The sequence below is a fragment of the Frankia sp. AvcI1 genome (genome assembly GCF_001420875.1).
GTDB classification, from domain to species: domain Bacteria; phylum Actinomycetota; class Actinomycetes; order Frankiales; family Frankiaceae; genus Frankia; species Frankia alni.
In genome coordinates, this window is sequence record NZ_LJFZ01000028.1 from 1 (window position 1) to 20,767 (window position 20,767).

The following is a 20,767-nucleotide window of genomic DNA, read 5'->3' on the forward strand; positions in this document are numbered from 1 at the left end:
CTCACGCACCAGGGCCTGGGCCAGGATCGTCGCGGTGGTGGTGCCGTCACCCGCGACGTCGTTGGTCTTCTTCGCGACTTCCTTGACGAGCTCCGCACCGATCTTCTCGTACGGGTCCTCGAGCTCGATCTCCTTGGCGATGCTCACACCGTCGTTGGTGATCGTGGGGACGCCCCACTTCTTCTCCAGAACGACGTTGCGACCCTTCGGANCGAGCGTGACCTTGACCGCATCGGCCAGCTGGTTCATGCCGCGCTCCAGGCCGCGCCGAGCCTCCTCGTCGAAGGCGATCATCTTTGCCATGCGGATAAATCCTCCTGCGGCTCATGCCTGCGGGGAGGAGTGCCGGCCGCCAGCGGGGCCTAGCAACGAAAACGATGGGCCACGTCGTGGGCCCAGGCACCCGTCGCGCCAGAGGTTGGCACTCGANCATACCGAGTGCTAACCCCTGTATAGCCCTCGGCGTCTCGCAATGCAACGGCGCTACCACAGCGTGAGGTCGTCGCACCGCTCTGGGGCGACCCGCCACGGCCGGTGCGACGAGGTGGCAGGTGCGACCGTGCCGCATTGATCGTTTTTGGCTACGGTGCGGGCATGGGAGTCGATCAGCGCCATGACCACGGTGGGCGCGGCCATGGCAACGGCGGACATCGCCACGATCACGAGCATCGCGCGGTCGGGCGGTGGGCGCGGCTTGGCCATGGCATCTCGGGACTCGTCGGTGGACACAGCCACGACAGCGCCGACCAGATCGACGATGCGCTGGAAGCGGACGCCGCTGGCCGGCGCGCCCTNCTGATCAGCCTGGCCGGGCTCGGTGCGACCGCGGTCGGACAGGCCGTGGTGGTGGCGCTGTCAGGGTCGGTGGCACTGCTCGGCGACACGCTGCACAACGTCGCCGACGCGCTCACCGCCGTTCCGCTGCTCATCGCGTTCGCCCTCGCTCGCCGCCCGGCCACGACCCGGTTCACCTACGGCTTCGGCCGCGCCGAGGATCTCGCCGGCCTCGCCGTCCTGGCGATGATCATGCTGTCGTGTGCGCTCGCGGCCTGGGCGTCGATCGATCGCCTGGTCCACCCCGAGCAGGTCGACCGGCTGGGGGTGGTCGCCGCGGCCGCGGTCGTCGGCTTCGTCGGCAACGAGATCGTGGCCCGTTACCGCATCCGCGTCGGTCACCAGATCGGTTCCGCCGCGCTCGTCGCCGACGGGCTGCACGCCCGCACCGACGGCTTCACCAGCCTCGCGGTGCTGCTCGGTGCCGCCGGCGCCGCCGCGGGATGGCGCTGGGCCGACCCCGTGGTCGGCCTGGCGATCACCGTGGCGATCCTCGGGGTCCTGCGGTCCGCCGCCCGGGTCGTCGGCGCCCGGCTCATGGACGCCGTCGACCCGGACACGGTCGCCGAGGCGACCGACACCCTGCTGCACACCGCGGGTGTCGAGGCCGTCCGCGAGCTCCGGCTGCGCTGGATCGGGCACACCCTGCGCGCCGAGGCCGACATCACCGTCGACGCGGACCTCACCCTCACCGAGGCCCATGACGTCGCCCACGCTGCCGAGGCACACCTGCTGCGCCACATCCGCCGCCTGTCCGCCGCCACGATCCACACCAGCCCCGCCCGCCACCACCCCGCGGTCACCACCGGCTAGACGCCTGCGTCCCGAGTGGTCCGAGCAGCTCGGCTCTGACCGGCGCTGGGGGCGGAACGGGCCGCCAGCTGACGGGGCGGCNGGGCTACGCACCGGGGCGCGGTCAGGCGTCCCTGACGGGTTGGTCGTCGACATCGGTGGGGACGATCAGGACGGGCCGGCGCGTCCGGTGCAGCGTCCGGTGGGAGACCGAGNCGGTGAGCAGCCGTTCCAGCGCGACTCCGACGCCGCCGTGGCGAGTGCCGAGGACGATCGCGTAGGCGTCTACGCTGTCGGCGACGGCGAGCAGCTCGGTCGCGGGCTCGCCGGCCCGGACGTGGAACCGCCAGCGCACGGGGATCGCCGCGAGCGTGCGGTCCGCCACGGCGCCGGCAGCCCTGGACTCGGCGTCCTCCTCGAACCGGAGGAAGCGCTCGCACGCGCGCCGGCCGGGCACCGTGGAGACCATCGTGCGGATCTGCGCGGGGCTGAGGGGCTGGACGTGGACGACGTCGAGTTCGGCGCCCAGCCGCGCGGCGAGGTCGGCGGCCCAGCCGAGCGCGGCGGGAGTGGCCTGTCCGTTGTCGACCCCGACCACGACGTGCTGCATACCTACGGGGATTCCCCCAGCGGTGCGGCTCAGGCCCCGACCGCCCTACCAATCACCCCGAACCAATCACCCCGAGCGCCACTCCAGGACCGAGGCGGAACTAGGGCTTTCTGGCGATTCCGCCGTACACGCTGACCTGGGCGTCGGTGAGGCCGGGCGGGTCGGGAGCGTCCGGGCGCCAGCGGTGGACCAGCTCGACGCCCGGATCGATCAGCTCCAGCCCGCCGAACAGGCTCTCGACCTCGGCGCGGCTGCGCANCCNCACGGTGATCCCCTGCTTTTCGTAGGCGACGGCGAGGTCCTGCGTGGCCGGGTCGTAGTCGGCGGTGCCGTTGGTGAGGATCAGGTAACTGCCGGACGGCAGCGCGTCGACGAGGCGGCGGATGATGCCGTGCGGATCATCCGAGTCCGGGACGAAGTGGAACACCGCGATCATCGACAGGGCCACGGGCAGGCTCAGGTCGAGGGTCTCGCGCAGCTCGGGCGCCGTCAGGATGGCCTGCGGGTCGTGGAGATCGGCGTCGAGGTAGGCGGTCCGGCCCTGGGGGGTGCTGGCCAGCAGCGCGCGGGCGTGGGCCAGGACGATCGGATCGTTGTCCGTGTAGACGACCCGGGCCTGCGGGGTGACGGCCTGGGCGATCTCGTGCACGTTCGGGCTGGTGGGGATGCCGGTGCCGATGTCGAGGAACTGGCGGATCCCGGCCTCGCCGGCGAGGTGGCGGATCGCCCGCACCATGAACGCGCGGTTCTGCCGGGCCGCCAGGGAGGCGTTCGGGAACGCGGCGCTCGCCTGCTCCGCGGCCACCCGGTCGGCGGGGAAGTTGTCCTTCCCGCCGAGAAAGTAGTCGTAGATGCGGGCCGTGTGCGGCCTGTCCGTCCTCAGGTCGATCGACGGATGTTCCTCGGCCAGGGACCTCCACCACTGCCCGACCTCGAACTCCCCGCCACCCGCGTCCGGTTCCACCATCACCAGCCCCCCCAAATCGGAATTATCCCTACGAATCACCCTAGTCTCGGCGAGGTTCGCCCGCGTCCAAGGATGAGCCGGTCCCGGTCGGCGGTCGCGGCGGCTTTCTGTGGTCCCACCGACTCCCTGCGGTCCCACCGAACTCCCTGCGGTCCCAGCGACTCCTGCGGCCCCAGCGACCCCCGGGCGCATCGGCAGCCCCACCGGCGGCGTGCACCCGTCATCGTGTCACTCCGGCGTGTGATGGCCATCCCCCAAGCCGGCACGGAAGTGCCGCCGGAGCGCGACGGCGGGTCGGCCGGGCTGGCCGGCCTCACCCGAGGCATCAGGGCCCACGCGAGCCGAATCTGGCAGTGTCATGTCAGAATTAGGCTGACTGCGCCCAGGCGAACGGATAGCGTGCGGACCCGTGGCCCCCACACCTCCCCCGGCGCCCCGCGCTTTCGCCCGAGGCAACCGATGAGCACCCGAGGCAACCGTGAGCACCCGAGGCAACCGATGAGCACCCGAGGTTCCCGATGAGCACCCTGCGCGGCGAGCCGCGCGTCGCGGATCTGTCCGCCGGTCTGCCGCCGGAGCGCGAGCAGATCGTCACGAGCTGCCCGCCCGTGCCGGCCTGGACCGAGAACATGCTGTTCACCCCCTACGACCCGACCCACAACATCGGCATGTGGCTGCATCTGGGCACCGTGGCCGACGCCTGGGAGCTGTGGGAGGACCGCGCGCTCGTCACGCTGCCGGACGACGAGGGCGTGTTGTCGATGTGGGCTTACCACCGCACCGATNCGGCCCGCCGCCCGGCCGGCGCCAACCTGCGCTTCGAGTGCCTGGAGCCGTTTCGGCGCTGGCGGGTCACCTTCGACGGCTTCTGCCTGCGCACGCCGCAGGAGAGCATGCGTACCGGCCTGGTCCGTGACGGGGAGAAGGTCCGCCTGCAGCTCGACCTGGACATCGAGTGCGCGACGCCGGTGTGGGACGCGCACACCGCGGCCGAGGCGGCGACCGGCCGCGGCGGCATGGACCAGCAGCAGTGGGCGAAGGAGCACTACGAACAGCTCTACCGGGCCCGCGGCACGGTGCGGTGGGGCCGGCGCGAGGTCGCCTTCGACGGCACCGGCTGGCGTGACCATTCCCGCGGTCCCCGGGGGGACGACTCGGTCAACGGCTGGGGCGGGCACGTCATCNCCGGCTGCCTGTTCCCGGGCAGCGGGCGCGCCTTCGGGCTGTCCCGCTACTGGTCGACCGACGGCACGGTGACGCTGGAGGGCGGCTACGTGGTCGAGGACGGCGTGCTCAGGCACGTCCGGGTCGTCGACGTGCCCCGGCTCGACGCGCTGATCGCCGCCGGGGAGGTGCTGCCGTTCGGCCTGGCCTGGCAGGACCGGCGGCTGGAGCTGACCGCGACCACCCGGACCGGGCTGTGGACCACGTTCGCCGGCGGCCTTCCCTACGGCGTCGCGTCCCCCGGCCAGGCGTACGCTCTCAACTGGGCGTCCTGCGACTGGGATGGCGACGTGGGCCACGTCTACGTCGAACGTTCGGACCTGCGGGCCGGCTAGCCCGCGCGGAGACGAGGGGGCGCCCGGTGGACGGCACGCCGGTGCGTGGCGCCGCGCAGCCGGTGCGGGCCCGCCCCGCCGCGTGGTCCGAGCACAAGGCCCGGGTTCGGCAGGCGCTCGTCGACGCCGCGCTGGAACTGTTCGCCGAGCAGGGCTACGAATCCACCTCCACCGAGCAGGTCGCCGCGCGTGCCGGCGTCTCGCCCCGCACCTTCTTCCGTTACTTCGCGACGAAGGAGTCCGTGCTCTTCTTCGGCGAGGACGACTACATCCGATCCTTCGTCGGGGTGTACCTGGCCCAGCCGGAGTCGCTGAGCGAGTTCCAGGCGATGCGGGCGGCCTTCGTCACGCTCGCACCCGGCGTGGCCCGCCTGCGGGAACGGATCAGGCTCTACCACGTCGCCGTCGCCTCGTCGTTCCTGCTCCGCGGCAAGGAACACGACAACCAGCAGGGCAANCGGGCGCTCGTCGCCCGGGCGGTCGCCACGCGGCGCGGCCTCGCGCAGCCCGACGAGAGCTGCGAGCTGGTGGCCGCGATCGGGATCCTGGCCGAACAGCGCGCGATGCAGCGATGGCTGCAGGGTGCGCCGTCGCGCAGCCTCGGGTCCTACGTCACCGCCGAGTTCGCCACGCTAGCCGAGCTCATGGGCCCCGCCGCGCAGTAGGCGGAAGAACGCTCGGACGTCCTCGGCAAACAGCTCCGGTTGCTCCAGCGCGGCGAAGTGGCCGCCGCGCGGCAGTTCGTTCCAGTAGCGCAGGTCGTAGTGCGCCTCGACGCAGCGCCGGGGCGGTGTCACGATCTCCCGCGGGAAGACCGCGACCCCGGTCGGCACCGTGACCGGCCGGTCCGGGGGGCCGAACAGGCCGGCCCGCATCGACTCGCGGTAGAGGCGCACCGACGAGCCGATCGTTCCGGTGACCCAGTAGGTGGTGATGTTGGTGAGCAGATCGTCGCGGCTGATCGCCTTCTCCACGTCGCCGTCGCAGTCGCTCCACGCCCGGAACTTCTCGACGATCCAGCCGGCCAGGCCCGCGGGCGAGTCGGCCAGGCCGTGGGCGAGCGTCTGCGGCTTGGTGCCCTGAATGGCCTGATAACCGGTCTCGGTCTCGGTGAACCGCACAACCTTCTCCAGCGCGGCGCGTTCGGGGGCGCTCAGCACCGCCATGGTGGCCTCGTCGGGCGGCGGCGCCAGGACCAGGTTGAGGTGGATGGCCAGCAGCCGGTCCGGATGGTGCGCGCCGAGGAGGCTCGCGGCGATCCCACCCCAGTCGCCGCCCTGGGCGGCGAAGCGCGGGTAGCCCAGTTGGGCCATCAGCTCGACGAGGGCGTCGGCCACCCGGCGGATGTGCCAGCCGCCCTCGCGGGTCGGCCCGGACCAGCCGTATCCCGGCAGGGACGGGCAGACGACGTGGAACGCCTCGCCGGGGTCACCGCCGTGGGCGGGTGGGTCGACCAGCCGGTCGATGACGTCGAGAAACTCGATGACCGATCCGGGCCAGCCGTGGATGAGCAGCAGCGGAACGGCGCCGGGATGCGGCGACCGGGCGTGAATGGCGTGGACGGGTGTCCCGTCGACCGTGGTGAGAACGTGCGGCCATCGATTGATCCGGACCTCGGCGGCCCGCCAGTCGAAACCGTCCGCCCAGTATTCGCAGAGGTCCCGCAGGTAGGCCAGGTCGGTGCCGTACTCCCACTGCGTCCCGGGAATCTGATCGGTCCAGCGGGTGCGTCGCAACCGGTCACCCAGGTCGTCGAGAACGGCCTGATCCGTGCGGACCGTGAACGGCTGCGGCGAGAAATCGGTCTGCGGCATCGCGGCGCACCTCCTGTTTCCCCGAATACTTGCCTTTTCCCGAACACCGCACCGCCGGCACCACCGGCCAGCCGTGCAGGCATGCCGGACCACCACCCGTCGCCGATCTCTTTCTGGCAGCAGCCTGCCATCGCCGGTGAACTGATCGGACTCGGGCTGAGCAGACTATGGATCATTCCAGCACTTCGCGCAAGTGCTCGGCCTGGACGCTCTCGGTCGAGGTCAGAGCCGAATAGGGCGAACCCTGGGGCATCGACGATCAGGCGTTGACTCTGACAGTTCACTGCCATACAGTGCGTCGGCATCATCGCCGACCGTCGGGTTCGCCACGATCCCGCCGCCCGCCGGTCGGCGCAGGTGATGACCGTTCCCGCGGCCAGTCGAACAGCGGACGTTCCGCGTCCGGCGCGACCGCTGCGGGCGCCGGTGGCTCCTTTGTGGTGTTCGGCGAGAAATTCCGCCGGGCACGTATTCGTCCCACCGCGAGGAGGACACGTTGCCGGAGTTGACGAACTCCACCTACATCGAATCCGGGCTGCCGACCCGGGATCGTCAACGCGATCCGGAAACGACACGGCAGGCCCTCGAATCGTGGTTCTGCGCGGCCCTGCCGCACCGGGCCGATCTGCGCGTTACCGAGGTGACGCTGCCCCGGACCGGCGGGGTGGCCAACGAGACGTTGCTCTGCGAGACGAACTGGACCGAGGCCGGGGTGACCCGCTCGGCGGGCTACGTCGTGCGGGTCAACTCCCCCGACTTCCTGTACAAGGACGCCGACCTCACCGTCCACGCCGAGATGTACCGGGTGCTGGGCCGCGAGCCGGGCATTCCGGTCCCCGCGGTCGTCGGCCTGGAGACGGACACCGGCGTTCTCGGCGAGGCGTTTTTCGTCATGGAACGCGTCGAGGGTCGCGTGCCCGGGGACACCCCGCCGTTCCACACCACCGGCTGGGTGCATGACCTGGTCCCGGGCGATCGCGCCGTGCTGTGGCACAACGCGGTCGAGGTCATGGCCCGACTGCACCAGGTCGATCCGGCGAAGGTGGNGTTCCTCGACCGTCCGCACCTCGGGCCGGACGGCCTGCGGCAGGATCTCGCGCACTGGATCGACGTGGCGGCCTGGGTGGCGCGGGGGCGCACCGATCCGGTGATCNCCGCGGCCGAGCGGTGGCTGCGCGCGCACGTCCCGCCCCTCGGCGTCACCGCCCTGGCCTGGGGCGACTCCCGGTTGCCGAACCTGATGTTCCGTGGGCTCGACGTGGCGGCGGTGTTCGACTGGGACATGGTGTGCCTGGCCGGCGCCGAATCGGACCTCGCCTGGTGGACGGTCATGGACTACAGCAGCACGGAGTCGGTCGGCGTCGAGCGATTACCGGGCATCGGCAGCCCGGCGCAGACCGTGCGCCGATGGCAGGAGCTCGTCGGCCGGGAGGCCGCGAACCTGGACTTCCACCTCGTGTTCGCGTCCTACCGGCTGGCGGTCATCCTGCGGCGCCTCGGCGACCTGTACGGGGCGACGGGTGCGATGGCCCCGGAGACGATCGAGGAGCTGCGCACCAACAACTTCGGGCAGCAGTACCTCGTCCAGATCCTCGACCTTCCCCACTCGCACCCGGTCACCATGACCTGGCCGGGCCTGGAGCTCTGAGCCGGGCGCGACGACGCCGGGGGGCTGGACCTCGTCGGCGTCTCCGGTTACGATTCTGGCAGTCAAATGTCAGAAACTCNCGGCGAGGCGGCGGCATCAGGTCTGGGCGTCGACGCCGCGTCGGGGCGTGGGTACGCGGCGGGAAGGGCAGTGACGTGAGTCGTTCGTTAGGGGGCGCAGCCGTCGTCGGGATCGGGCGGTCGCCGTTCGTGCGCTCGTCGGGGCGCACCACGCTGTCGATGGCCGCGCAGGCCGCCCGGGAGGCGCTCGCCGACTGCGGGCTCACCGCCGCCGACGTCGACGGCTTCACCTGTTACTCGACGGGCGACAGCGCCGGTCCGAGCCAGGTCGCCCACGCCATCGGAGTCGACGACCTCGGGTGGAGCCTGAGCGTCCTGGGCGGCGGCAACATCGTCACCTCGACCGTGGCGGGGGCCGCCGCGGCGGTGCTGACCGGCCAGGCCGAGGTGGTTGTCGTCTACCGGGTGCTCGGCTCGCAGACCCGGTACGGCCGGGCGCTGGAGCGGGTCGAGGTCGACGGCGAGGGGCAGTTCGCGGGGCCGCACGGGTACCTCGTGCCGCCCCAGTGGTTCGCGATGTTCTGCCGCCGCCACCAGTACGAGTACGGATCCACCGCGGCGGACCTGGGTGCCATCGCGGTGCAGGAACGCGACCACGCGGTGNGCAACCCGCACGCGGTGGCCCGGTCTCCCATCACCCTCGACGACTACCTGAACAGTCGGTGGATCAGCGAGCCGTTCCGACTGTTCGACTGCTGCTACGAGATCGACGGCGCGGTGGCGATCGTGGTCACGAGCGCCGAGCGGGCCGCGGATCTGCCGCACCGTCCCGTCCACCTGCTCGGCGCGGCCGACAGCAACCGCTTCGGCGGCTCGGTCGACCAGTGGGACGACCTGAGCTGCATGTACTCCCGGGACACCGCGCCCCGGCTGTGGTCGCGCACCGGGCTGCGTCCCGCCGACATCGACGTCGCCTGCATGTACGACTGCTTCACCTTCACCGTGATGGCGACCTTCGAGGACTTCGGGTTCTGCGCCAAGGGCGAGGTCGGCGACTACTTCCGGGCCGGGCGGGCCACCTACGGCGGCGACGTCGTCGTCAACCCGCACGGCGGGCTGCTGTCCGAGGGCTACATCCACGGCCTGAACCACCATTACGAGGCGGTGCTGCAACTGCGCGGCGACGCCGGCGACCGGCAGGTGAGCGGCGCCGAGACGGCGCTGGTCACGTCCGGTGCCGGCCCCTTCGGCGGCGCCCTCGTCTACGGAACGGCGGAGGCATGACCACGACGCACGAGGAGCGCGCGACCGTGGCGGCCGATCCGCTCAGCCTCCCGCCGCAGCCGGTGCCGGACGCGGTGACCGCGCCCTTCTGGGCGGCCCTGGCCGAGGGCCGGCTGGCCATGTGCCGCTGCGGGCACTGCGGGCTGTGGATGCAACCGCCGCTCGAGCGGTGCCGCCGGTGCGCCGGGCCGACCCGGTTCACCGACGTCGCCGGCACCGGCACCGTCTACTCGTTCATCGTCCAGCACCGGGCGACCGTGCCCGGCTACCTCGACGACCTGCCCTACGTGGTGGCCCTGGTCGAGCTCGACGAGCAGGCAGGCCTGCGCCTGCCCGCCCGGATCGTCGGCGTCGACCCGGCGGAGGTGCGCTGTGGCCTGCGGGTGCGGGCCGAGTTCGCCGACCTGCCCGGCGGCGACTTCACCGTCGCGCTCTTCCGCCCGTTGGACGAGTCATGACGGCGACCGGTCCGGCGTGTCGCGCCGATTCCGCCTCCGGCCCGCGGGATTTCCGCCCACGATAGGCTGTGCGTCGTGTCGGGGGGATTGTGGGCTCGGATAAAAGGCGGCCTCGCCGCGGACGCAGAGCATGTGACCACGTGCTTTCTGCCGGCGCCTGGATCGGCGCCGATCTGGCCGGCGCAGGGATATCTGCGGCTGTGGCTCGCCGAGGGTTTCCTCGCCAGGGCGCGGAACTGGGGAAACGACCGCTTTCCGGTGCTGCATGCCGGCGCGTCGCTGACGTTCGGTGCCGGCGCGCCGGTCGCGTTCACGACCTTCTCGCGGCCGGCCGCCGCCTGGGCGGTGCCCGGCGACCAGTTTGACTTCCCCATCACTCCGCTGCTGCCGTTCAACGGCGGCACCGTGGAGATCGAGGCGGCGGTTTACCAGGCCGCTCAGACGGGTCCGCTGGGCACGGNGGCCTCGTTCGTCGCCGGGTTCGCCGAGCTGCTCGGGCCGCCCCTGGCGACCGCGGCGTCGGTGGCGAACGCCATCTCCACCGGCCTGGACTCACTGATCGGCGCGTCCGGCGACGAACCGGTCCTCGGCGTCCACTACGCGATGATCAGCCCCGGTGGCGGCGGCCAGCCGGTGCAGGCCGGCCATCTCGCCGTCGTGAACGCCCCGCCCGGCTCGCTGCCCGGTGAGCTCACGATCGGCGCCGACGGCCGGCTCGCCGTCCGCGGCGACCCGACCGTTGCCGGCGGGTCAGGCGGTGCCGGCGGCGGGGAGCGGCGGCTGACCGGGTTCGACTACCTCGTCGTGCGGGTGGAGACCCGCACCGAGCACGACGTCTGGCTGTCGCCGGCCATGACGACGCTGATCACGCAGGCCCGGCTGGCACGGGCGCACGGACGGGCAGGGGCGTTCGCCGACCACCGCGCCGAGGCCGTCACCCTGGCCTGGACGTCCGCCGACTACGTCGAGTCCGACCGCCCCCGGATCGCCGCCGCGATCGCCGCCGCCCTGGACGCCGGCCCCGAGCAGGCGGCCTTCGCCGACCCGGACGCCACCGTCGCCGACGAGGTGATCGCCCTGCTGCCCGCCCGCGACGACCCCGCCCTCGCCGCCCTCACCCTCGCCGATCTGCTCGCCGGCTGACAGCGGCGACGCCCCTCGGCGCGGGCACGTCCCACCGGGCCGAGGGGGTGCCGTCAGGGCAACAGCAGCAGGACATCGTCACCCGGACGCGGACTGTCCCCCGGACGCGGACTGTGACCCGGACGCGGACCGCCAGTCGGAAGGGGACCGTCACCAGCAGAAGGATCGACCGCCACGGCGACGCCCGTGGGCGCCGGCCCGTCGCCGGAGGCGGCCTCGGCCTCGTAGATCAGGTCCTTGACCCGCCGGGCGGCGTAGACCGGCGCCAGGAGCGGTCCGGTGGGGCCGAGCCCGCCCCGCATCGCGAGATCGACCGTCTCGCGCGTCAGGGCGCCGACCGCGGCCGCAAGCTCGTCGGGCAGGGGTGGGATCACCAGCACCGCCGGAGCCCCCGCGTCGAGCGCGGCGATGGCCAGGTCGACGAAGCCCGCGCGATCCTCACCCAGGGGCGCCGCCGCGCCGTCCATCGGATCGGCCTGGAGCACGGCCAGGTGGACGTCGCCGACGTCGAGGTCCTCGATCCCCAGCAGGTTCTCCTGCTCCGCGGCGGACGAGGAGGACCCGTCGTCGCTGACCCGCAGCCGCACCCCCGACATGGTGTGCACGGGGGTGCCGATCACCTGCGCGATGACCGCCGAGGCGGCCAGGTCGCCGTCGGGCCGCAGGTGCCGCGGACCGCGAAAGGTACCCGTCGACCCCGATCGGGCAGGCTGGTTGCCGACCGGCTGGAAGCCTCTGGACCCGAAGCGCGCGAAGACGATCGTGCGGGCGGACCGCGGGGGTGCGGTCGCGGCGAGCCGCCGTTCCCAGTCCTCGCCCCGGGCCTCGTCCTCGACCACGAGCGGGATCATCCACAGGCGTCGGCGCTCCCAGGCGCGCCAGCGGCGCCGGCGCACGAACGTCGCCCGCTGCCCGTCCAGCCGCCACAGCGGCCGGGCGGACAGGACACGGTCGACGAGGGGCCACGGCCTGTCCGCCCACAACGGCCAGCTTGAGGTCGGTTCCGAGGTGACAACCGGCGCCATCAGGCGCCGGGGCACGGCAATGGCCGTGTACTGGCCGTCCCGGATCCGGATCGGCGAGCCGACGCGCAGGCGCAGGCGGTCGGGTGAGACGCAGGCGGGGCTGCGACGCCCGGCCCGTGGCGAACGGCCGCGCCCCGGGAACAGCGTCGCCGGCATGTTCCGGAGGCTGCCGGCGGCCCAGGCGGCCAGTGTCGCCACCGACGCGAGCACGAGCAGGACGCCGGGGATCAGGAGGGCGGGCAGCACCACGTCTCCGTCCCGCCAGGAGGTGCCCTCGCCCGTCCTGACCGCGTCCCCGGACCGCGAGAACACGACGATCAGCCCCGTCACGGCCGCGGCGAGAAGCACCACAGCGACCGCCGAGACAGTGATGCGCGTCCGTCGCCGGGGACGGCGACGCGCAGTGGCCGGTTCGGACCGCCGCCCCGCGGCGTCCGATCTTGTGGGCCCGAGATCGCCGTCGGGGCCATCCAGGTCGCCCAGGGCGGCCGGATCGGCCGGACCGGTCGGTGCGGCTGGATCGGCTGGATCGGTCGGATCGGCTGGATCGGCTGGATCGGCTGGATCTGCAGCGGCGGCGGACCGGACAGACGGAGCGGGCTGAGCCCATGCCCAGTAGCGCCAGGGGGGCGGCGGCACCACGGCGGCGGACAGTTCGGGCGGTGGGGATGGCGCAGTCGCGTCCGGCGGGCCGTCAGCGGGTCGGTGCTCCCGCCCGGCCGGCCCCGGATGCGACCCGGTCCGCACCAGGTCGAGGCGTTCGAGCCAGCCCGGCCAGGGAGCCAGCCGCGACGAGGACGGCGGAGCCGTCTGCGGGACGGGTGCCTGCCCGGCACGTTGGCGCAAGCGGGCGGCGAGCACGACCGCGGCCTGGGCGCCGAACTCGTCGCCGGCGTTCCGCAGCAGGTCCGCCACGGGCCGCGGCGCGAGATCGGAAGGATGTTCCGGCATCCGTTCCGCCGCTGCGGGCGGCGCGAGCTCGAACGGGTCGTCCAGCAGGGCGGCGGCCTGCGCGGGCAGCCGTGGGGCGAGGACCTCCGCGACCGCCATCGCATCGCGGGCGCCGGCCAGCGGCGGCAGCGCGGACAGGGTGAGAGCCACCGGGTCGCCGCCCGACGGCGACCGTAGGGCGCGCCGAGCTGAGCCGGGCAGGCGGCGCGGGTCCCGCAGCAGCGCGGCACCGCGCAGCCGCGTCTGCGGGTCGGTGAGGCCCCCCGGGTCGCCGAGGTCACTGAAGCCGGCGGAGTCACCGAAGTCGGCGGAGTCACCGAAGTCGGCGGAGTCACTGAAGCCGGCGGAATCCCCAGGACTGGCGTCGGCCGTCCCAAGCGGTCCAAGGCCCAGAGTCCGCCACTCGAGGCGGTCCACCGCGGCCGTCCCCGAGGGCAGGCCCAGCTCATCGACCGGCGGCGGGAGCGGCGGGACGACCGGCGGGCCCGGCGGCGTCCCGCGGGTCAGCGACTCGTGGTCCTGGCAGCGCCACCAGGCGTGCCAGCTACCCGCCTCCGCCGGACCGTCCGGCCGTTGCCCGCGGACCAGGGCCAGCACCAGCCAGGCCTCGGCCCGCACCGGTACGGAACCTGCCCGTGCGAGCTGGCGGATCGACGGGCTGAACTCGGTGGTCCGGTAGCGGCGGCACAGCGCGAGCAGGGCGAGCTCGCACTGCTCGACGGCGGCGAGGTCGTCGCCGCCCGCCCGGGCTGCCTCGCGGTACCTGGTGATGATCTCGGCGGCCCGGTGCGGCTCGTCGAGCAGCATCCAGGCATCGGCGACCTCGACCGCCAGCGGGCGGACCTGACGGTGCAGCCAGCTCGTCGGATGCCGCCCGGCCACGTACCCGAGATGATCGTCGAAACGTTCGAGCACGCCACGGGGGATCACGTGGTGGTCGAGGGAGAGGCGGACAGCCGCGGCGACGCGTCGCTCGGCGTCAATGTCGCCGGTGCGCCGAAGGATGTCATCCAGCCAGGGTGCGGACAACTCAGGCGGCTCGGCCGGAGGAACCCGGCGGGCGCGCAGCAGCAACACGGCAAGGTGGGCGCGGTCGACCAGCCCGGGGGGCACCACCCAGTCGGCCCAGGGCCGGGCGGTCGCCGGCTCGAACCGCTCGACGGTCGCGAGCAGCCTGTCCGGCGAGATCTCGGGCGCGGCAGGCAGGCGCAACGCCAGGATGGCCTCGGCGACCTCGGCGGCCAGCACGACCCCCGGATCGTCCGCTCCCGGCGCGCCGCGCGCGGCGCCGAGCAGCTCGTCGACCTCCCACCGGACGTCCCGCCCCACCGTGGCGGGCCGGCCCGACTGAACTCCGACGATGGCCGTCCCGGACGCCATGTTTCGAACGGAGCCCGCCAGCGCCCCGCGCCAGACCGACGGATGATCGGGCCGAACGAGGCTGACACCGGGCCGGCCCCCGCTCCTGACCGGACCGACGTCGGGCAGTGTGCCCTCCGCGAGGGCCTCCGCGGCCGCGAGAAGCGACCCGGCCGGCACGTCGTCGACGGCAGTCACGTCGTCGAGGGCGTCGACGACTGTCGTCGCCGCGACCGGGCCTAACGGCGCGAACGCACTCCCGCCCGAGGCGAGCAGGCCGAGCACAGCCCTGGCGCGCAGAAGGTCACCGTGCTCGGCCAGAGGATGGCGGGGCGCCTGGTCGAGCACGGCGGCCCACAGTGCCGGGGCCTCGGCGGGCTCCCCGACGTGGAGGCGCGCGGCGGCCTGGGTGGCAAGGATCGCCGCCAGGATCGTCGGGTTGGGCGGACGCGGCGCCGGGCCGGCCGGATGCGGCGGACCCGACGGGAGCGGCGGACCCGACGGGAGCGGCGAGTCGGCCGGACGCGGCGGATGAGACGAGAGCGGCAACGGGTAGGGCGCGAGGCCGTCGGCACGCAGGCGTTCGACGGCGGCGGCGCGCACGCAGACCTGCGCGGCCCAGGCCCAGGCGCCGGACGCGACGATCCGGTCCTCCAGGTCGACCCAGAAGGCGGCGGCGTCCGCGAGCGGCAGCAGTCGCACCGCGGTCTCGACGGCCTCGGCGGTGACTGTCGCCAGCGGGCCGGCGGTGACCAGTGCGGCCGCGTCCCGGCCGAGGCGGGCCCGGTCGAGCGGGTACCGCTCGGGCTCGGCGGCGGCGGCGACGGCGACCCGAATGCGGTCGCGCAGGTGCTCGTCGACCTCGATCACCAGCGGTTCGCCCTGGGGGCCCAGCGCGCGGACGTGGATCCATTCCTGGGCGGCAAGACCGTCGAAGGCGGCCTGCGGATCGAGGCCGGCCCGGCGCAGCGCGGGGCTGATCATGCCGAGGTCGAAGCGGCCGAGCTCGGCGGCGATGGCGAGGGCGCCGCGGGCGTTGTCGTCGGCGAGGCGGGCGATGATGCGCCGTTCCACCAGCGGGTCGCCGGCGGCGCGCAGCACGGCCGGGTCGAGGTCGGGCTCGCGGGCGATCCACTCCCGGTAGGCGGCCAGCTCGAACGGGTTGTAGCGGACGTCGCCGGCCAGTGAGGGCGGCATGCGGGCCCGTTCCAGCAGCGCGGTGCGCAACGCGCCGCCGCGCCGGCGACCGGGCAGGACGGTCGCGGTGCTGGCCTCCTGGGAGACGGGGTCCAGATCCCTGTCGTCGAGCCCTGCGTCCGGCTCGGGGCGCGGGGCGTCGAGGTAGCGGTGGGCCTCGTCTGCGGTGAAACCGGCGACCGGGACCACCCGGACGTACTCGCGGGCCAGCAGGACGGGCCCACCGGCGCGTTGCTTCCTGTCGGGTGGGGGGACGAGCGGACGGCGCCCGGCCAGGACGACCCGGACGCCCGGGAGCTCGGCGTGCAGCCGTTCCAGCAGGTCGAAGGTGCGGTCGATGGCCGGGGCCGCGGTGCCCGGCGCGTATAGCTTGGCGAGTTCCTCGCAGGTGTCGAGCACGAGGACGACGCGCGGGCGGCCCAGTTCCCGCAGCACCCGGGCGAACGCGCGGACGACCTCGTCGAACAGGGCCCGGATCGTCTGTGCGGCGGCGGCCCGCAGCGCGCTCGCGGTCGACCGGACCGGGCCGTGGTCCGGGTAGACCGCCGAGCCATAGACCTGCTCCGCGGCCTGCTCCGCGGCTGAGGGTTCGGGGCCGGTACGGCCGAGCTGCTCGTGCAGCGCGTTGGCCGCGTCGCGGAAGCGCCGGTAGGAGTGGTACCAGCCGCGGCTGGGTCCGTAGCCGGCGAGCTCGTCGGCGAGGGCGAGCAGCACCTCCGCGGGCCGGTGCTCGGGGTAGCGGGGGTCGAGATGGTCGAAGTCGACGCGCGCGACGGGGAACGGCGCGATGTCCCGCGCGGCCGCGTACGCGCCCGAGGCGAGGTAGCGCAGCACCATCGTCTTGCCGATGCCGCCGGTCCCGAGCAGGTGGACGGCCCACTGCGTGCCCGGCCCATCCTCGGCGAGCAGCTCGCCGAGCGGTTCCTCGACCTCGGCCCGGTTCTGGTAGTCGCGCAGGTATTCGGCGTCCTGGGCGTCGCGGTGGGCGCGGTCGAGCCGCCAGCCGGCGCGGCGGGCCGCCTCGGCGAGTGTGCCCCCGCAGACCGCGCCGATCGTTCCCGCCGCGGCCACGAGCCGGGCTGCGGCGGCCAACCCCGCAGGCGGTTCGACGCGGCTGCCCGGGCCGGCTCCGGCGGCGGTGACGAGGCTGTCGACCCGCTGGAACAGGCTGGACCCGGAACGGTCGCGNCGGTGCTGGACGGCGACCTCCAGCCAGGGCGCGAACTCGCGGGCGAGCTCCCCCGCCGACGCCTCGGCCGCCGCCGCGATCACCTCACTGAGCGCGTCGACCTCGGCGTCGACGTCGAAACCCTGGCCGCGCAGGTGGCGGCCGACCTCGTCGCGCCGGGACGACCGCAGCCAGAACACCTGACGGACCGTCCGGCGGGGGCCGAGGGCACGCCGCCGCTCGATCAGACCGGCCTCGTCGAGTCGCGTGAGCAGCGCCGCCAGCTCGTCGGCGGCCACAAGGCCGAACAAGGCGGCGGTGCCGTCCGTCCACTCGGGCACCAGCGCCAGCCGGCACAGTCCGCTCGGCGCGAACGCCGCCAGGGTGGCCGTGCGTGCCCGCGCCAGCAACGTGTCGACGTCCGGCTGCGGGTCCTCGGGGGGATCGCNGCCGGGACCGGTCGTCCCGGCGGGNCGTCCGGTGGGCGGGGGCGGCGACGATCTCACCGGACCTGCTCCTCGTAGGCTCGCATGGCGGCCTCGTCGTCGGCNGCCACGAAGGCCTCGTAATCGGCGAGAATCGCGGCGACGAAATACAGGCGCTCGCCAACGGCGGTCGGTTTGCCCTGCAGGCGCCCCAGAGTCTTCTCGATTCTCGCCCGTGATGCGTTCCGCGCGGCGGTGTAGACGAACGGATAACTCGGATGCCACGGGTGGAGAAGCACCCACTGATATCCCAGTATGGCGCTCGCCGGGGACATCGGGGCCAGCTCCGGGAAGACGAAGCCGGGCTGGCCGGCCTGGCCGTCCCGGAAGTCCTTGAGAAACACCCCCTCCTGCTCCACCAGGGAGGCGGTGACGACCACGGGGATCGGCCGGTCCGGGCCGCCCAGCCCGTCGCGTCGGATCATCGCCAGCAGCGGCCNCAGCCCACCAACCCACCGATGTACCTCGTCGCCGAGCACGACCACCCGCGTCGCCGCGCCAAACGGTTCGCCGGCGGCCCCGGCCGCGTCGGCGAGCGCTCCCAGGTCGCGGGCGAGGCGGTGGCGCAGCCCCGGTCCGGGCAGCGGGGCCGTCCCGGCAGTGAACTCCGCGACCGCGTCGTAGAGCAGGTCGAACCGCGCCTCGGCGCCGACGCCGCGCAACGCCTCCGGGCTGACGGTGCCCGCGAGCCGCGAGTCGGGATCGGCGTCGAGGACGGTCAGCGGCGGCGGGTCGATCCCCAGCACCTCGGCGATCATGATCGCCTTCTCGAGAACCTGACTGACGACCGCACGCAGGTCAGACGGCGCGGCGCCGGCGCCGAAGGGGCCGATGAGCAGCGGCAGATGCCCCGTCCGCAGCAGGCGCAACCCGACCTCGCGCAGCAACCGGCTGCCACCCAGGCCACTCATCGAATCCCTGGCGACCGCGGCGACAAACCCGGGGCGGGCTTCCGCCGCCGGAGCGGCCAGCGCGTCGGTCGCCGCGAGCACCCGGTCATGGCCGATGAACACCGGCGCCTGGCGCAGCCCCAGGCTCTCGGCGGCCTGGCGCAGCCCGAGCAGCGGCGCCGGGTCGACCACCCGCAGATCCGGCGGGACGTTCTCGGCCAGGACGAGGGTCGGCATCGCCCAGTCGAGATACCGGCTCGGCGGGTCACCGTGCAGCAGCGCCGCGCGCCGCCCAGCCGCGGCGGCGTCGACCACCGAAGCGCCCTGCTGCACCGCCCGCACGAACCGGCGGGTGAACAACCGACTCGCCTGCTCGCTGACCTCACCGGACATCGCGACCACGATCGGCACGCCGCGCACGGCGAGCTCGGCCGCGAGCGACCGCCCGGCGGCCCGGGCCGCGTCCGGGGGCGCGTCGGGGTTTCCCGCTGGCCCGTCGCCGGGGTCGTCCGCGTCCTGGCCACCGGGGCGGGCGCTGCCGCAGGCGCTCAGGATGACCGCCACCGGCATGCCCGCCGGGCCACGCAGTGCGAGCGCCAGGGTCTCGCCGTCGACGAAGCGGAACCCGTCCGGTTCGCCTGGGTCGCAGACGCGGAGGACCGCCCGGTGCTCGTCGACGTCACCGTGCGCGACCAGGTGAACGACGTCCGGCTCGAACCGCGCGCAGACCTCGCCGAGGTCGGCGAGCGTCGCGTTGGTCATCGCCCGCGAGACNCACAGGCCCTCCGCCTCGAAGGCGCGCATCAGGCCCATGAACATCGCCCCCGGGCGGATCACCGCGTCGTCGAGGGCGGAGCCGGCGACGAACAGCACCCGCGGCACCCGCCGGATCGTCGCCGGCGCCGGGGTCGCGGTCGGCACCACCCGGGTGACGGCGACGAGCGCCCGGGGATGCCCGGCAAGCGGCGCCTCCCCGTCGTGCATCGCCTCCCACACCAGGCCGGCCAGCGCCGTGTCGTCCGCCGGCCAGCGCAGCGCGAGCTCCACCCCCCGGGCGGCGTGCACCGCGGGCGCGGCGAGCAGGCGTCTCCACACCGGCGCGAGCAGGCACTCGAACAGCCACCGGCCGTACAGCTCGGCGTCGTTGTCGCGCAGCTCCCGGCCGGCGATCCGGGCCAACAGGCCGGAGATCTCGCCCTGGTCGCCGGCGCACACCGCGGCCAGTGTCGGATCGGCCCCTTCCGGCCCGAACGACGGGCCGGCATCGGGCGCGGGCCGCGCCGGGGGCATCGAGCCGCCCGAACGGACGGTGTGACCCGCAGGGTGACCGTGACCGGGCGGATGATCCTGACGCGCGCCCGCCCACAGCCCCCTCTTCCCGCCCCGCCACGGACGGGACGACCCGGGACCGGGCCCCAGCCCCGCGGCGAGCTGCGGCCCCGCCACGAGATCAGCGTCGGCCAGCGGATCCCATGCGGCGCCACCGTCGGGCGCGGCGGCACCGTCGGGCGCGATGGTCCCCTCGGGGTAGTCGGGCATGGGCGGCGCGGGCGGACCCGGGGGCCCGACCCACCAGGTCGGCACCCGTCGCGGCAGTCCGTCGACGTCGGTGACCACTACCGCGGCCATCCCGTACCGAGCCGTGATCCCCACGCCCCGTACGTGCACGGTCCATTCGTCCCCACGGTCCTCGACGTCGACGAGGACCCGTGGGATCCTCACCGCCCCTCGGCCAGGGTCGAGGATGTCAAGGTCGTCACGCTCGCGCCTCCGACGGCGAATCCGCCGCCCACCGGAGTTCCGGGCGACGCGGCGGACCACCCGTTCGTCAGTTGACCTCGCCGAGATCCCGTCATCGTCAACGAACCTTCATCTCGGCCTCGGCGGACAGGTCGGCCTCGGCGGACAGCGTGTCGCCGCGGTCGAGCAGCCACGTGGTGAGGCGGGTGGCGATGGCGGCCACGTCGCCGGGCGGGGGCGGGCCAGCGAGCACCCCCGGCTCGCCGCAGGTACGCAGCAACGCGGCAAGCCGGCGGTGCAGGCCGTCAGACTGCCCCTCGGCGACGACGAGGTGCGCGGCGACGCCGGCCTGCACGGCCAGGCGCGCTGCCGGGCGCGTCCGGCGGGCGTGCGGGCTGATCGGCACCGGGTCGCTGCGCAGGGACGTCGTCCAGCTCGCGATCCGCCCGCCGGGGTCGAACCAGGCCGGGTCGACGCCTGCCGCGGCGAGCAGCGTGGTGGGGCCGATCGGCAGGGCGAGCAGTGCCTCGGCGACGGCGGGCACGACGGCCAGGTGCCGGCGCAGCTCGGCCGCGGTCGGCCCGGCGGCGTTCGTGGCCGCCAGCCAGGCCTCGGCCGCCGCGACCGTCGTCAGCTCGCCCGTGGGACGGGTCACCGGCGGTACAGCGACGGCCGGTGGGACGGCGACGGCCGGTGGGACGGCGACGGCCGGTGGGACGGCGACGGCTGGGGCTGGGGCGGCCGCGGGGGCGGGCTGGTGCGCGGCCCCGTGCTCGCGCCGGACGCGGCGGACCAGCTCGCCGAGCAGCGCGCGGCGGACCAG

Annotated in this window: 8 protein-coding genes and 11 pseudogenes; 9 read left to right on the forward strand and 10 right to left on the reverse strand. The window is 74.0% G+C overall.

Annotation, left to right across the window (positions count from 1 at the left end; translation table 11 throughout):
* Both UK94_RS23980 and UK94_RS74895 read right to left on the reverse strand, forming a co-directional pair.
* Positions 1–211 (reverse strand): TCP-1/cpn60 chaperonin family protein (locus UK94_RS23980; protein WP_313949584.1); only part of this gene is annotated, 211 nt, incomplete at both ends.
* A 1-nt stretch (position 212) separates the two neighbouring features.
* Positions 213–303 (reverse strand): annotated as a pseudogene (locus tag UK94_RS74895) (hypothetical protein); the annotation flags it as partial.
* Between the two features lie 540 nt (positions 304–843).
* Between UK94_RS74895 and UK94_RS23985 the strand changes: the two are divergent.
* Positions 844–1,647, forward strand: coding sequence for a cation diffusion facilitator family transporter (locus tag UK94_RS23985; protein WP_235489604.1), 804 nt, complete (start codon positions 844–846; stop codon positions 1,645–1,647).
* Between the two features lie 103 nt (positions 1,648–1,750).
* Here the strand turns inward: UK94_RS23985 and UK94_RS74900 are convergent.
* The 4 genes and pseudogenes from UK94_RS74900 to UK94_RS23995 all read right to left on the reverse strand — a co-directional run.
* Positions 1,751–1,841, reverse strand: a pseudogene (locus UK94_RS74900) (universal stress protein); the annotation flags it as partial.
* Position 1,842: 1 nt separating this feature from the next.
* Positions 1,843–2,236 (reverse strand): annotated as a pseudogene (locus tag UK94_RS23990) (universal stress protein); the annotation flags it as partial.
* 100 nt (positions 2,237–2,336) lie between these two features.
* The coding region (locus tag UK94_RS63825; RefSeq protein WP_235489607.1) for an SAM-dependent methyltransferase at positions 2,337–2,494 on the reverse strand (158 nt) is incomplete at its 5' end.
* A gap of 4 nt (positions 2,495–2,498) precedes the next feature.
* Positions 2,499–3,203, reverse strand: a pseudogene (locus tag UK94_RS23995) (SAM-dependent methyltransferase); the annotation flags it as partial.
* A 518-nt stretch (positions 3,204–3,721) separates the two neighbouring features.
* On the opposite strand from UK94_RS23995, the pseudogene UK94_RS63830 reads away from it, so the two are divergent.
* The 3 genes and pseudogenes from UK94_RS63830 to UK94_RS63840 form a co-directional block, all read left to right on the forward strand.
* A pseudogene (locus tag UK94_RS63830) lies at positions 3,722–3,988 on the forward strand (6-phosphofructokinase); the annotation flags it as partial.
* 836 nt (positions 3,989–4,824) lie between these two features.
* Positions 4,825–5,219: TetR family transcriptional regulator (locus UK94_RS63835; RefSeq protein WP_235489609.1), on the forward strand; the 395-nt coding region annotated here is incomplete at its 3' end.
* Position 5,220: 1 nt separating this feature from the next.
* Positions 5,221–5,427, forward strand: a pseudogene (locus UK94_RS63840) (TetR family transcriptional regulator); the annotation flags it as partial.
* Here UK94_RS63840 and UK94_RS24010 read toward each other — a convergent pair.
* Positions 5,395–6,576: an epoxide hydrolase gene (locus UK94_RS24010; RefSeq protein WP_011602878.1), complete on the reverse strand. Its 1,182-nt coding sequence runs from the start codon at positions 6,574–6,576 to the stop codon at positions 5,395–5,397. The pseudogene UK94_RS63840 and the gene UK94_RS24010 overlap by 33 nt on opposite strands.
* Positions 6,577–7,312: 736 nt before the next feature.
* Between UK94_RS24010 and UK94_RS63845 the strand changes: the two genes are divergently transcribed.
* The 5 genes and pseudogenes from UK94_RS63845 to UK94_RS24025 all read left to right on the forward strand — a co-directional run.
* Positions 7,313–7,622 (forward strand): phosphotransferase (locus UK94_RS63845; RefSeq protein ID WP_235489613.1); only part of this gene is annotated, 310 nt, incomplete at its 3' end.
* Between the two features lies 1 nt (position 7,623).
* Positions 7,624–7,729: pseudogene (locus UK94_RS63850) on the forward strand (hypothetical protein); the annotation flags it as partial.
* Between the two features lies 1 nt (position 7,730).
* Positions 7,731–8,224, forward strand: a pseudogene (locus UK94_RS63855) (phosphotransferase); the annotation flags it as partial.
* A gap of 155 nt (positions 8,225–8,379) precedes the next feature.
* A pseudogene (locus UK94_RS63860) lies at positions 8,380–8,907 on the forward strand (nonspecific lipid-transfer protein); the annotation flags it as partial.
* Positions 8,908–9,524: 617 nt separating this feature from the next.
* Positions 9,525–9,986 carry an OB-fold domain-containing protein gene (locus tag UK94_RS24025; protein ID WP_050997037.1) on the forward strand — a complete coding sequence of 154 codons (462 nt, stop codon included), beginning with the start codon at positions 9,525–9,527 and terminating at the stop codon, positions 9,984–9,986.
* Between the two features lie 1,196 nt (positions 9,987–11,182).
* Here UK94_RS24025 and UK94_RS24035 read toward each other — a convergent pair.
* The 3 genes and pseudogenes from UK94_RS24035 to UK94_RS76440 all read right to left on the reverse strand — a co-directional run.
* Positions 11,183–16,849: hypothetical protein (locus UK94_RS24035; protein WP_235489547.1), on the reverse strand; the 5,667-nt coding region annotated here is incomplete at its 5' end.
* Positions 16,850–17,754: 905 nt separating this feature from the next.
* Positions 17,755–18,978 (reverse strand): annotated as a pseudogene (locus UK94_RS63865) (CHAT domain-containing protein); the annotation flags it as partial.
* Between the two features lies 1 nt (position 18,979).
* Positions 18,980–19,833: pseudogene (locus tag UK94_RS76440) on the reverse strand (hypothetical protein); the annotation flags it as partial.
* Positions 19,834–20,767: the final 934 nt, after the last annotated feature.